Source organism: Latilactobacillus parasakei, assembly GCF_049674265.1.
Taxonomy (GTDB): Bacteria; Bacillota; Bacilli; order Lactobacillales; family Lactobacillaceae; genus Latilactobacillus; species Latilactobacillus sakei.
Window position 1 is genome coordinate 26,303 of sequence record NZ_CP186862.1, and the last position, 13,782, is coordinate 40,084.

General features: G+C 36.0%; 15 protein-coding genes. 2 read left to right on the top strand and 13 right to left on the bottom strand.

Features of this window, described 5'->3' with window-relative positions; translation table 11 throughout:
- Positions 1 to 13 precede the first annotated feature (13 nt).
- The 5 genes from ACPBEH_RS11490 to ACPBEH_RS11510 all read right to left on the bottom strand — a co-directional run bounded on the left by ACPBEH_RS11490 (position 14) and on the right by ACPBEH_RS11510 (position 5,216).
- The gene (locus ACPBEH_RS11490; protein WP_424350125.1) at positions 14 to 844 is read right to left on the bottom strand and encodes a hypothetical protein; all 831 of its coding nucleotides are present in this window, start codon (positions 842 to 844) and stop codon (positions 14 to 16) included.
- Positions 845 to 868: 24 nt separating this feature from the next.
- Entirely contained in the window at positions 869 to 1,501 is a 633-nt protein-coding gene (locus tag ACPBEH_RS11495) for a hypothetical protein (RefSeq protein ID WP_424350126.1), read from the bottom strand.
- Between the two features lie 71 nt (positions 1,502 to 1,572).
- Positions 1,573 to 2,076, bottom strand: coding sequence for a hypothetical protein (locus ACPBEH_RS11500; RefSeq protein WP_424350127.1), 504 nt, complete (start codon positions 2,074 to 2,076; stop codon positions 1,573 to 1,575).
- A 40-nt stretch (positions 2,077 to 2,116) separates the two neighbouring features.
- A complete protein-coding gene (locus ACPBEH_RS11505) occupies positions 2,117 to 3,103 on the bottom strand; it encodes a lysozyme family protein (protein ID WP_424350128.1) in 987 nt (328 codons plus the stop codon).
- Between the two features lie 133 nt (positions 3,104 to 3,236).
- Positions 3,237 to 5,216, bottom strand: coding sequence for a VirB4 family type IV secretion system protein (locus ACPBEH_RS11510; protein ID WP_424350129.1), 1,980 nt, complete (start codon positions 5,214 to 5,216; stop codon positions 3,237 to 3,239).
- A 238-nt stretch (positions 5,217 to 5,454) separates the two neighbouring features.
- On the opposite strand from ACPBEH_RS11510, the gene ACPBEH_RS11515 reads away from it, so the two are divergent.
- Positions 5,455 to 5,553 carry a type I toxin-antitoxin system Fst family toxin gene (locus ACPBEH_RS11515; protein ID WP_424350130.1) on the top strand — a complete coding sequence of 33 codons (99 nt, stop codon included), beginning with the start codon at positions 5,455 to 5,457 and terminating at the stop codon, positions 5,551 to 5,553.
- A 222-nt stretch (positions 5,554 to 5,775) separates the two neighbouring features.
- On the opposite strand, the gene ACPBEH_RS11520 is transcribed toward ACPBEH_RS11515, so the two are convergent.
- From ACPBEH_RS11520 to ACPBEH_RS11540, 5 genes are all read right to left on the bottom strand, one after another.
- Positions 5,776 to 6,501, bottom strand: coding sequence for a Fic family protein (locus ACPBEH_RS11520; RefSeq protein ID WP_424350131.1), 726 nt, complete (start codon positions 6,499 to 6,501; stop codon positions 5,776 to 5,778).
- A 164-nt stretch (positions 6,502 to 6,665) separates the two neighbouring features.
- Positions 6,666 to 7,571: a hypothetical protein gene (locus tag ACPBEH_RS11525; RefSeq protein WP_424350132.1), complete on the bottom strand. Its 906-nt coding sequence runs from the start codon at positions 7,569 to 7,571 to the stop codon at positions 6,666 to 6,668.
- A 17-nt stretch (positions 7,572 to 7,588) separates the two neighbouring features.
- A complete protein-coding gene (locus ACPBEH_RS11530) occupies positions 7,589 to 7,828 on the bottom strand; it encodes a hypothetical protein (protein WP_424350133.1) in 240 nt (79 codons plus the stop codon).
- A gap of 104 nt (positions 7,829 to 7,932) precedes the next feature.
- On the bottom strand, positions 7,933 to 8,568 hold the full coding sequence (locus ACPBEH_RS11535) for a hypothetical protein (protein ID WP_424350134.1): 636 nt from the start codon (positions 8,566 to 8,568) through the stop codon (positions 7,933 to 7,935).
- Positions 8,565 to 8,918 (bottom strand): hypothetical protein, encoded by a 354-nt coding sequence (locus ACPBEH_RS11540; protein ID WP_035147800.1) that lies wholly within the window; start codon positions 8,916 to 8,918, stop codon positions 8,565 to 8,567. The genes ACPBEH_RS11535 and ACPBEH_RS11540 overlap by 4 nt, the downstream gene beginning before the upstream one ends.
- A 302-nt stretch (positions 8,919 to 9,220) precedes the next feature.
- Between ACPBEH_RS11540 and ACPBEH_RS11545 the strand changes: the two genes are divergently transcribed.
- A complete protein-coding gene (locus tag ACPBEH_RS11545; protein WP_424348670.1) occupies positions 9,221 to 10,150 on the top strand; it encodes an IS30 family transposase in 930 nt (309 codons plus the stop codon).
- Between the two features lie 127 nt (positions 10,151 to 10,277).
- Here the strand turns inward: ACPBEH_RS11545 and ACPBEH_RS11550 are convergent, their stop codons facing one another.
- The 3 genes from ACPBEH_RS11550 to ACPBEH_RS11560 all read right to left on the bottom strand — a co-directional run bounded on the left by ACPBEH_RS11550 (position 10,278) and on the right by ACPBEH_RS11560 (position 13,766).
- On the bottom strand, positions 10,278 to 10,577 hold the full coding sequence (locus ACPBEH_RS11550) for a hypothetical protein (RefSeq protein WP_424350078.1): 300 nt from the start codon (positions 10,575 to 10,577) through the stop codon (positions 10,278 to 10,280).
- 40 nt (positions 10,578 to 10,617) lie between these two features.
- On the bottom strand, positions 10,618 to 13,170 hold the full coding sequence (locus ACPBEH_RS11555; RefSeq protein ID WP_424350079.1) for a pLS20_p028 family conjugation system transmembrane protein: 2,553 nt from the start codon (positions 13,168 to 13,170) through the stop codon (positions 10,618 to 10,620).
- 68 nt (positions 13,171 to 13,238) lie between these two features.
- Positions 13,239 to 13,766: a hypothetical protein gene (locus tag ACPBEH_RS11560; protein WP_424350080.1), complete on the bottom strand. Its 528-nt coding sequence runs from the start codon at positions 13,764 to 13,766 to the stop codon at positions 13,239 to 13,241.
- Between the last annotated feature and the right edge of the window lie 16 nt (positions 13,767 to 13,782).

Sequence of the window (13,782 nt, forward strand, 5' to 3'; positions counted from 1 at the left end):
TTTATTTGAGAAGCTACTTTTGGGGCAAATCGTCCGTTAAATCAATAATTTTATCTTTCCAGTCTTTGCGTTTTTGTTGTACTGTTTTAATATCTCCATTTAAATCAAATACTTTTTGCTTGTATGAATCAATATTTTTCATATGATCCTGACGTTCATCTTCAGTGTCATATTGGAGCTGTGCTTTAATTTTTTTGATCATTGATAAATTTGAACGCTTCTCTTTATTTAAATTATTTTCGACAACTTTTGAACGCTTAATATAAGTGTTGATATTTTCAATTTCATTTTTGAGATAAACTTGCTTGTTTTGCTGGTTTGAAAAATCAATGGTGTGCTGTTTAAAATCATTTTGTAAAACATAATGCGAAGCCTCTTGTGTTTCATCTGAATCACCATCTTGATTAACCGAGATTGAAACCTTAGCGATTTTAAAATTAGTAGGCACTTTTTTCGCCTTAACAATCACTAGATCGTCGCCGTACTTTGTTATTTCTGTTTTATATTTATAGCCAGCAATACTTTTAATTGTGACTTTAAAATTAGATTGTGTTAATAATGCTAAGGTATTGCTGGTCCCTAATTGCGATAATGTATCTACTGTATCCGCCTTTTTAGCATCATCAGTATTACCAATATCGTGAATTGCATAGATCAATTTCATATCGCCATTTTTAGGATTGTATTCCCTATCAATCTGTTTAACCGTCATAACACTGCCTAATGTTAAATTATTAGTCGTCTTATACTGACTAGTCTTATTAGTAAAGACCTTGGGAATTGCAATACATAAAAACGCAAAAAAAATAAAACCAAAAACGGTTTTTAGAAAATTTTTTCTCATTATATATCCTCCGTGGCACATGATTTAGTCATCATTGGCCGTGTTCTGCATATCGTATTGTGCTTTCGTGATAACTGTCTTATCTTTTTGTACACCCAATTGAATAACTAGTCGTGTTTTTAATTTTTGTTCACCAATCGAATAGTTATAGACGACATAATATTCATGTGAATCTTGGTCAGTGTTCTTGTAAATTTTAGTAGACTCAATTGTTTTTTTACTTTGTTGCCCTGGGTTATCATACTTTTCATTAACATTTTCTGGTGCAATCTGTTGGATAACGTTTAAGGTTGCGAGGTCTTTTAAATCACTTCGCATTTGTTTTGCCCCACGATTGCTGATGATAACATTGATAAATTCATTAATTACTGTCGAAGAATCTTTATCAATATTTTGATCAGCAGACTGCGTTGTATTGTTTTCAGCGCCATTAATTTTAGTTTTTAGTGAATCAATTTGATCTTGCTTAGCAAGTAGTGCAACTTTATTTTCTTTTTTTTGCTTTGTAGCTCTCTGTTTTTCAATAGCAATCTTATTTGTAAAGTCACTTTTTGAAAGCGTATAGCCTACCCCACTGAAGGCAGCTATTACGATTGCTACAACTGAGATTAAGATTAAAATTGTGTTTGCTTTTGAATTCTTAGAATTATTGGTCATGTTAAACCCTCCATTTGATATCAAAAAAGCAATAACTCTTATAAAGAATTATTGCTTTTATTTATAAATATTTATCTTTCAAATCCATTGTCATGAGATCTTTGGTTATTTTTTTGACGATATTTAGCTATCTCTACTTTTAATTTACTATTTTCTCGATTAAGTTCATGCACCTTAGTCTCTAAAATTCTTTTATCATTGAGTAGCTGTTGGTTATCGTCCTGTGTCCGTTGCATAATCTCATTAAACGCCGCTATTTCTGACAGGGCAGCATCAACTTTAGTTTGTTCATATGTTAGGCCATTTAACCTGGCGTTTTTCTCTTTACGTTCATTAAATAGAATCGTTAACTCACTTTGGATAATACCTTGATGATGATTGAGATTGTCTGTATCACTTTTGACGCTCTTTGTTACATCCAAAATATCAATGTGATCACGGTGTAAATCTTTATTTAAATCAACGTGATCTCTTCTTAAATTCTTTGTATCTTTAGATGCCGCATACAAAATACCAAATAGTGTTAATACTGAAACTATAATAGCTCCCCAGTCCATAAGCAATTTTATCTCCATATGTTTACCCCCATTATAATAGAATTTAAAATGATAATCACTAAAGATTAGGACGGACTGCAAAGTTTGGTTCGTTACCATCGTGATAGATTCTAATATGACACACGTCACCTGGTTGTGGTTCTTCAATGACCTTACCGTCGCCCATATAAAAAGCAACGTGGTGGCTGGCACCTTTAGCGCCCCAGAATAACATATCACCGGGTTGTAATTCATTTAGCGAAACTGGTGTACCTTGAGATTCGAGCGTGACAGTAAACATGGGGTATGGTTTACCAGTTACTTTAGTAAGAACTAATCCGACTAAACCGGAACAATCTAATCCAGTAGCGGGATCATGACCACCCCAGACGTATGGAATGCCAAGATATTTTTGAGCCTCATCAATAATTTTATTACCTGTGACTGTACCGCCACCGTTGCCCTTTTTTAAGAATTGTCCGACTAAGAGATCATAGAAAAAATTACCGCCGTTTAAATACAAATAACCCCCATTGTAAGGAATTGCGACTGGATTTGGATAACTATACGTTGTTCCACTAGAATTTCCGAGTGCTGGTGCAACAACTGTTTTAGAATAAACATCTGCGGTTTTAGTTGTCGAATGTGTCAGTCCTTGCTTAGCTAACCACTGTAAATATCCCGAGCCAAAGTTATAGCCTAATAAAACACCACTCATATCAATTCCAAGCGATTTAGCAGTTTTTTGAGAATTATGCAGCGCCATGACGCCGTAGTGAATACTTTCTTCGGGACTAAAAAAGCCAGGAGCATGTCCCTGACTTTCTGAAGATTGCATCACGTCACTACCTTCACCGCGTGTTTCAACAGACATAATTGCTAAAATGTAAGGTACCAAATCAGGGCACCCTTGCGCATTACATTCTTTTACCACCAGATCTTGATAACCTTTTACTTTTGCAGGTAGATCTTTATTCGTAACCGGGCCACTAACAACATCACCACCACTACCAGCTTCATCATAATCATAAGATGAAGAGGTTCCACCCAACATTATGACTAACATTACTAATCCAAAGATAATAATCGAAGGGATCAAACAGCCTCCTGCCTTAGTTAACCGTTTAATCCACTTCAAAAATTTCAGCTTTTTTATAAGCTCTTCCATTTTTTTGTTTGGCGAGTTCTGATCCATATGATCAACGCCCCCCTTCAAAACGAACTAATTGCTCTTTAGAAGGTTTAAATTGAACATTGTATGTTTGATTAGCACCGAAGTTACAGACGGCCTGGCCGACTTTTAATTGGGGTAGTAGTTCATATTCAGAAGACGTTATCGCGTCCCCTAATAGTCTTTTAACGGCCGGAATAGTAGCTGAATCAGTTCGCATTAAGAATTTATACGTCGTATATTGGAAAACAGATTTAATCGCAGTTTCCTCTTTCGAGCTTGCATTTTCAGGTACCATTTCTTCCGGCGACTGCGTTGCGAACCATACGCCAGCTAAAAACTTCCGCATTTCACGTTCAAATCGGGTGATGTAATTAACCGCAAAGATATTATCTGTGTTGATGATATTATGGCATTCATCAAGAAAAACGATACATTTACGGCTAGAATCACCTTCATAATATTTCATTTTAATACCATTTTGTAACGCGTGATTCCAAGTTAATGATAGTGCTGTATAAATTTGGCAACGAAAAATCTCTTGTGATTGTGATTTTAAATCACCGGTACTAAAGTAAACTAGTTGTTGATCGGATAGATTTTTAATTGTTGAGTGACCATCAAAGACTTTACCATAGTTTGTAATGATATCTTTAATCGAGATTGTTATCTGTTCTAAAATTCTTTTTCTAACCGGTGTCACATTATCAGGTAGTTTGACTTTAAGTAAATAATTATAGAAATCTGTCATGATCGGATAAGTATCATTATCTAAGTCGGTAATTTTGAAGTTTGGATCCCGATCAAAATCCTTAGGAACAAGTCCAATTTGAATATAGAAATTCCGCAGGTACAAACGCAATTCTTGGATTTGGGCGTTATCAAAATCTGGATTTAAAAATCTAAACTGATCAGATACTTTTGATAAATGCTGCATGAATGATTGTGCCTGGTCAACAACAAAAGCATTGTTTTGTTTCTTAATAATTGTTCCCAAAACTTCTAGCGGGTTGATCATACCATCAGAACCATCAAGAGAAATATAAGCGCCATTCTTTTCTTTTACGAGTCGCTTAAAGTCTCCCGCGATATCAATACCCCGGACCATATTGCCAGAACCAACCATGGCCTCAAGCATCATCTTTAAGGTATTTGATTTACCAGCGCCCATTGTCCCAAGGATCGCACCATTGTATGAAAGCCTTTGTTTGTTTTTAAAGAATAGATCAAAAATAAATGACCCACCTGTATGAGTTTCTCCAAAGGGATAGCCATCAGGATCAACCAAACTTTGGTGATGGAAAGGAATGCCGCCGCCAATATTTAAAGAACTGATTGAGAATGGCTCACGATTGTTTAATAGCTTATTCTGTTCGGTAAGTGACATAAATAGTGAATCAAATTCTAATCGCGGTTCAAACAAGAAAACAGTTCCCTTATAACCGCTTGCCATTAAGTCGTTTCTAAAGTCAGTGACACGTTCTTCTAGCAGTTTTTGTGTTGGGGCGTAGATAAAAACTCGGACACGCATTTTTTTAGGAATCTCGCCGCCGTTTTGTAAATTCTTTACGTAGCCCAGAATAGCTTGAATATCTTGCGCCGCTTTAAACTGATCCGTTTGATGATTAGCATTTATTTGTTGATCGGCCAATTCATCTAGTGAGCGGTCTAGATTTTTTACCAGCTCTGATTTACTATCTGATTGTGTATCAACGGTACCGATACAATAGGGTCTAACTAGGATACTACCTAACCACAAAAAATTGGGGTTAGGGGAATATTCAGTAAGTTCAACACACTGAAAATAGCCATCGGAGGTCTCTGCGAAACGTTCCTCAAACTTAATCCCCCCTTGTGGTTGAATTTCCTTAATCCAATCTAAGTCATACCCTAGCTTTTTTAAATTCACTAATTCTTTTCGACTAAATTTGTTATGCGTGTCAACATCAACTTGGCCATCAAATTTTGCAAATTTTGTTACTTTCTTAAAAACGTCTAAAACGCCCATATTTATAAAACCTCACTTCTTATTTAGTTTTTCATTCTTGAATATCAAAATATAATTTGGAAAAGCAAAAAAAGTGTTGCACCAAATGATTTAGGCGCAACACTTTTTGCTTACTGCATTTCAGATAAAAATGATTTACTTTTCCTTTCAAAATAAACGCTGCGAACTAGGCTATGTTCAAATTCACTATTCTGCTACAATAGTAGTTGGCACCTCGCCCCAAAAGGGGGTGTTCAATATGTTTCAAAACATCTTTACTTTGCTTATCGCCCCTGTAGTTACAGGTATAGCAATCTCGTTATTCGATCATTGGTTAGATGGTCGAGGCCGTAAGTAGTGAGGTGCCACTAACCCACACGCTTATATCGCAGAGCGCAAAAAAAGAGCCAATCCTTTCGTCGCAGTCAGGATTGGCTCTTTGTGTTCAATATGCTAAACATCTTTACTTTATCGCTAAATAAACCATAACACGTCTTTCATTAATTCGCAACGTATTCGCTTATCTAATAGATCCGCTATAGATACTTTGCGGCTAATTCTTTCGCAATACTTTTTTAGTTTACTGTCTTTCAGATGATTGATCTTTTAAATACTTATATCCAGCTTGATTATCACCAATATCGATACCTTGAATTCCATTTTTATAAGTCCAATCGAGTATCTTATCACTATTATCGGTTCGATAATAGTCACTAATTAACTCGTTCCAATGCCCCCACTTATTTAGCGGAATGTTAATCAACCCAGTACCGTTATCTATCATTAATTTGTTAGCGGCAAGTGTTGCGGTTCGCTTATTACCGTCCCAAAATAATTGGCTTCGCATGTTATGATACATCAATTTTAATGCTCTTTCGGTAGTTGAAGTATCTTTATTCATTAAATTAGTGAAATATTCTTTTTCTTGTTCTAGATTAACAATTGGTGGCACATACTCTTCGTCACTACCAATGATTACCATTCCCTGCCCTGTTCTAAATTCTCCAGGTGCTAGTGAATCTTTATCAGCAACCACAGAATTTATTTTTTGCATGAATGCTAAATCAAGGGGTTCATTAGAAGTTGTTATCAACTCCCACCCCTTCTTTATATCAACGATAGTATTAATATCGTTAATTGAAACGCCGTCCACTCCTAAACCATCAATAATCGTTTGAGTTTGCGGCAATGTAGTATTAATTCCTTCAAACCGCGCGTTAGTGTGCACTAAATTAGTGAAGTTTTGGCGGGCATATCGTCTATTCTGTTCTTTACTCATCTTATATTTATCGTTTAAGTTTGACATACAATACCCTCTTTGACGTCATTCTGTATCTTATTAACATTGTACCAAATATCTATACTTGTTTGAATCATATGGTTGAAGTATCAAACCACCTCACTCTTATGCTGAATGTCCTGAACGCCTAATCCAGATTTAGTCCCGCCAACTTGCTTATTAATAGTAGTTTACATATAATTTTCTGTTAATTCTTTGGCAACAGCTAGTAATTTTTCATCTCGATGTTCAGATCCTACCTCTTGAATTAAATCAATAAAATCATTGGCTTCTATTGGGATTGTTTTTCTAAATATGGTGCCATCACTTTCAGTATTACCTTTTCTAAACACCCAAAAGTCAATCATTTCTTGCATGCTTTCACCTTTAATATTTTGTTGATGATTACAAAATATAAATTCTAATTTAATGAATTGACCAGGTTTATTTCTAATTTGAACCAAGTCTTCAGAAAATCCTGCTGGTTCTAATACGATATCCGCACATTTATCCTGGATAGAATGAAATAAGGCACTATTTTTATAAATATACTGTCCAAACAAGGGAATTGCCGGTGAACTTTCACCTAGTATCCAAGGAATATTATTGAGCGTGGCTTGGCGATACAGCCAACCTTCATCTAACAAATAATTCTCTAACAATTGTTTCGCTAAGTTACGACTGATTTTCAATCCGGTCATTTCTTGCAACAGTTTGATTGCACAGTCAAAATAATTACGCATATTGAGCAACATTTTATTCGCTAACGGACTCTTAGAACTACGTTTGCCTGGCTTTTTTGTCCAACTAGGATTAGAAAATGGACACTCTAAATAATCAATTTCAGAATACAGCGCCAAATCGGTAACGTCGCCTTTGTTATGTCTACCGTACGGATTACTACCTGATTCAATTGTATTTTTTTGTAAACCAACAATCTGAATTGGGTTATCACATTCAGGACAGACCGCATAATAAGATACTTTATTGACCTGCTTCTTTACATAAGGTTCTTCTTTTAGTGTTTTTTCTTCAAAATTCACTTTAGTAATTTTGTAGGTTGGACTAATTCCGGTCGTTAATTTAAAAGTATCCAATTCATCACCTCATCTATTTAATAGGCATTTTTAACATCTATCCACCATTTATCTGACAATGGCGGTACGTAACCTTCTTTTTCAGCTACCCACAGACAGTTTAAAACAACAGATAAGGGTAGTGCAAATTCATGGTCACGATCTTTCATCTTGAATAATAATGCTTCACTACAATCTTGGCCTTGCGTATGATCCTCAATCTGCCACTGACCAGCTTTTAGTAGTGGGTTTGCTTGGTTTAATTCTTTTTTGGCCATATATTTTACCTCTTCTTGTTGTATATTTGTAATTCTCTTTTTTAATTTACTTTAGTATCTTGATACCGACCTTCTTTAGAACCAATTACATAAGGAACTGTATATCAAACTACTTCTTCATTCATATTTGCCATACGCTTTAAGATTGCCGTTACCTCAACCTTGTTTTGGATATCTAATCCAAACTTAGTCCCACCTACTTGCTTGATAATACGCACTAATTTAAATAATTCATCTTTTGATTTCGCAGTAATCTGAAAGTAAAATTTCAAATCCGTATTAGTTTGTTCCAGGGATTTCAAACGATCAATTACTTCAAGCGACGTCTCTCTAATTTGTAAATTTCGGTCAATATCGTTGCGCGCCGCAAGTTCATTTGTTGCTGCTTTGTTGACTTGCGTCCAATATCGAAGTGGCTCAGTAGCTTTAGCCTGGCGGCTTAACGATACTAGCTTCAATGGGTGTGAAAAGACACGGTTAATAGCGGTATAGGTATCTGCCCATTCAGCGAGTTCTCCCTCATTAAGTGAGTCTAAGTCAGTTGATTTGATTGAGAGAAACACTTGATATAGATCTTTGCTTGGTGTTTGTGGATATTCAATATTAGCTTTTCTAATAATGCCCTGTTCAGAACACTTTTTAAAGGGCAATAAATTGACAATAGAATCGTCGCCATGATTATTCAGGCTCAAAAATGATTTTCGTTGATTTGATGACGCACTAATTTCGTTCTTTTTCATGATTTAAAGCCCCCTTTTCTAATGGCCTCTAACGTGGCATCATACTGTTTTAAACGCTCTAGAGGGTAATAATGCTTACAGTCTAGCGTAAGGCCGTAAACCAGCAATTTAAGCCGTGATTCCTTAGGGTTGAAACGGCTGTTCCGAGTGATTAGGTAAATCGCAAAAATGATATTACTAATTGTAAATAAGATAGTTGGGACAATCCCCAATCTAAGCGCTGTCGCAATTTGCATACTAATAACGAATGCACCGAGTGTCACTAGAATAAGTTTTAGTGACAGTGCACCAAACATTTTAATCTGAACTTTTGCAGTACTAATGTTGTGCATGTTGTAATATTTTTCCATTAAGTTTCCTCCATAATTAATTTGAATCAAAAAGGGACTAAATGCTATGAAAGCAGTATTTAGTCCCTTTTTTAAGGTTATTTTTAACATTTTTGTGTTCGATAATACTGCCATAATAATTTTCTAAAGAAAATAGTCCTTACTATATCCTATTGGTTATTTCACTCTATTTGAAGCTACCGATTTTAGTAGTGTATACTTAAGGTAGATTGTAAAATTAATCCGAACGCTGTTCGGACAAAAAAGATCAGCTTCCTTTAAAATGGTGTTTACCACAAACCCATTTTTTAGGAGCTGATCTTTTGTCTAGTATAACCTATTCTGAACGAATTAAAATTGAAACTTTCTGTGAGTTAGAACTATCCAATATTGAAATGGCCAATCTGTTAAACCGTTCACCAGCGACTATTTCATACGAATTATCGCGTTGTCATCCTTATCAAGCTGAACTGGCACAAGCAGATACAGAACGTAAACGGGCTCAGTGCGGCCGCAAAACTAAGTTGACCGCCACTTTGAAACAATTAATCCTGAACCACCTACGTTTAAGCTGGCCACCAGAATCTATTGCGCATGAATTTAATTTAGCGACTAAATCTATCTATAATTGGTTAAATCATGGACAGATAGACTTCCCCTTAAGTGAGCTATCTGAACATGGTTTGCGCCAACGGCGTAAAAGCGACCAACGTTCAAAATATAACCAATCTCTGGGGTCGTCAATTGAACAACGACCACCAGTCATTAACCATCGTAACCGAATCGGTGATTTTGAAATGGATACAATTGTTGGTCCTCGTGGACGCAGTAAGGCGGCCTTATTAACTTTAGTCGATCGTAAATCACGATTCCTATGGGCTTACCCACTAAAAGAACGATCAGTAGCTGCTGTAAATGGTGCACTGGATAATTTTCTAGCAACCTTTAAAGGAACTGTGCACAGTTTGACCGTTGATCGTGGGACTGAATTTAGCGGTCTTGGTTCTTTTGAACCGCAATATGGGATTAAGACTTATTATTGCCATGCTTATAGTCCAGCTGAACGTGGTAGTAATGAACGATTTAATCGACACTTACGTTATTTCTATCCAAAAGGAACTTGTTTTGAGCACGTCAGTGCTCATGAACTAACCACTACGCTGCTCGAAATTAACCAGAGACCACTTAAAATACTCAACTGGCAAACACCCTACCAGGTAATGCTGACTAATTTGTCGAAAAATTCGGATTAAATTTGCAATCTACCTTAAATTTAAAATCTTCTTATTGAGGAGTTGCTATTAACTATGACCATCACCTTAATTAATTTAAGACGTGCGTTTTACAGGAATCACGAAATTGAGATCTCGTATCTTGATTTTAATTACAATAAAGTTGTATTTGAATTGTCACAAATTTACTATTTTTAAAAATATCTTGTAAGTTCTTTTCAACTTCTTTCATTTCATCATCAAAATTCTGAGCATCTAAAAGATTAGTTGTCATTTTTACTTCTTTAAAAGAATCTGGATTATTTTGGAAATACCAGCCATCACTATCAATTTCGCTAATATATGGATTCTGTTTTTCCAAACTAAGCTCAAACCTATCTTGCTTCTTTAGAAACCACCCAGGATAAATCTCAAAAACTTTTACTGTTCTATATATTTCATGCGTCATATTTAAACGTTGCTCCTTATCCATAATCGAACATTACAAATTATTCTTTTTTATTCAAATTTGGTGCTTTAGGTTTACTTCTAATCGGACTGTTTACCGGTGTCTCAGGAAGTCCAAAGTTATTTGTAACTTTGTTTGTGTTTGGTTTAACAATTTTTTCAGCCGCTTTACCCGCTGGCTTTAGTTGTGTATTTGAAACGTTGGGTTTTGAATCAACCTCATTGCTTTCTGAAACCGGGGTGCTAGTATTTTCATTGTTGATTTGTTGCGTATTAATTGGCACTGTTGATTGAGAAACACTGCTACTTACTTCTGATTGATTTTCAACCTGCCCAACATTTTGAATTGTTGCAGTCGTATCACTGGCACCCGATTGTGTAATTGGGGTACTATTTATTTCTGGAACAGTACTGTTGCCTGTGTTATTGATATTTTGTGGATCAGTTCCTTTATTTTCACTCAATTGGGGTGCAGATTCTCTCGTTGATGGTGCAGAAGTACCTGTCCCAGCCCCTACTGTCTCTTGTGGAATTTCTTTATCGTTATTCAACTGTGACACGTTGTTCCCTGACGTACCCGTCGTTGAACTAGGTTGACTAGCTGCACTATGAGGCATTTTTGTCGTTGAAACATTACTACTACCATTCCCACCAGTAGCTTGAGTATTTTGTGACGAACTTTGAGTAGAACCTGATGGTCCGTTCTGAATTGGTTTTGAAGTATTAATTTTGGGAGTCGATGACTCTTTGGGATTAGTTACATTACTTAAATTTGGATCTTTAATTTCCTTTGCGGAATTAGGTACTTGTTCTGGCGTTGTTGTATCCGTTGCACCAGTAGAGCCAGTAGATTGTGTTGTAGTGCTACTATTTAAATCTACGCCACCATGACCATCTGAGGACGTTTCAGAAGCACCAGTTTCTGGGGCACCATTATCAATATTTTTAAGTGTTGCCGATCCTACACCAGCTACATAACTATCTTTAACATTATTAGCACCTTCAACGGTTTTTTCTGCGACATTACCAACGCCTTCTTTTACTGCATTTACGCCATTTGAAACACCTTTAGCGGCTAATTGTGCAGCGTCCACAGCTAATCCAGCTTTTCGAGTACCAACGTAGCCAAGACCTTTGGCTGTTGAATTCATACCTTCACCAATTTTACCTGATGCGGCTTTGAAAACTGGGTGTTTAGTTTCAATCCCATGATCGTCGGCATATTTTTCAGCAGCATTGCTAATTTTATCTTTCATCTTACCTAAGCCCTTACCACCTTGTTGGACCGCGTTAACCGCGTGACTACCAGCACCTTTGGCCATTTTACCAGCCGTCATTGAAAAGGCGGCCGCTTTTAATAAGCCATTCCCATTATTGTGAATGGCCGTATCAACACCAAAATATTTTAGGAAGGCATTTGAGCCGACCAGCAACATAACGGTTCCTGCGACAATTGCCATTGCGAAGATCCAAGGATTTAAATTTGTATTGCCTGCGAACGTGAGAATTGTCGTATAGACAAAAAACTCAATTCCGGTACATGCAATGACCATTATTGATTTAGAGATATCTAACATGACTTCCTTAGTTTTTTGCCCATTTTCTAAATCGGTCGCAAAAACAAAAACAGAAACAATCCTAGCAACCGCTAATTGAATGATGACTGACGGGATTGTGTAAATCATGAAGAGCGCCGCTACACCCAATGCAATTAATGAAATCATGATAACTGCCGTATTCGTTGAAAAGCGAGCGTACCCTGGTTTATAGGCTTTTTCCATGAAGTTGTACCATTTAGATTTCGTAAAATCTGACGCGACATCTTTACCATTTTGATCAGTATCAAGTTTATAGGATAAATAATTAGCCGGATTTTGTTCAGGAATTCCTTCATCTGAGTCCTTAATATCATTATCTTTTCTATATTCCTTTAATTTATCAGAATTAATATTGGTCGTTAAATCAGTTTGTTTAAAATTATCTTCGGTTAAGCTATTCGTCCCATTTAGTTGACCATTTTTACCTTTAAAGTTTGAGTCCATCAATAATGTTAAATCAGCCGTATTATTTTTGATAACAGTCATCGGTAGGCTTTGTTTATCCGGGTTAACCGCTGCGGTAAATACACTTTGTGAGAGATCTAGGCCTGTATTAATAAAGGTTCCAATCCCCGTGATTAACGCAACGCTAACAATTAAGTTAGTCATTACCTTTTTAGTACTGGCCGCCGCCTCAGGCATCACAATCTTTTTAACACCAAACCATACTAATGAGAGTGTAATCAAAGAAACTGCCAGGCCCCCAGATATAAAAGTGGCATTGACATTGGATAGTCCAGCATCTTTTAATAAACCTTTCATATCAAAGGCTTTTGAAACTAAGCCGAAGATGGTATTTGTTAAATTATAGAGTCCTTTGATAATGGCCCACTTCATCCAAGAAAAAGCCGCTCCTAAAATATCCTGGTAATGCAAAACAGCTTGATTTTTGTTCAAAAACTTCAACGTTGCCTTAAAAAACTCTTCAGCATTATTTTTTCCAAACCAAAACGACCCTACAGTCATTAAAAACTTATTTGTAAATAAAAAGTCCATTAAATCAATTCCTCCTCATATACAAAAAGAGCAATAGCTATAATAGCTATTGCTCTTTTTACGTCATTTTATTGTAATATATAATTTATATACCCTGGGAACATGTAATTATTTTTAATTGTTTTTGCTATTGATTTTTTTGCATTATAGATATTAGATTTCTTGTAAAATGTTTGGAGAAATAATGTTGGTCGTTTATCTTCATCATTTTGTTTATAAACAACTGCATATTGGGTTCCCGTAGATAACGCCGCCGCACTACTAGCGATTCCTTCTCCAGAAACTTGAATTTTATAAATCCCGTATTTTTTACCATTAATTTTTATTGGCTCAACGTACTTGAATTTAACGTATTGTGCTGTATCGTAACCATCGTTAGGGTCAACTTTAATCGTATGTGGCTCTTCAATTTTCGCATGCCCTTCATCAGCGGCCATAAAAGTTTGTCCCTTTTTCTCTAAAACAGCATTTACTTTTTGCACTTCTGGTGGCACTCCAGTAATCGTTGCTACCATACCGTGTCCGGGTTTCCCGCACCCAGCAAGTAACCCTAAAAATATAATTGGTAAGCCTAACTTTAACCACTTTTTTTTCATAATACACCCCGTTAAT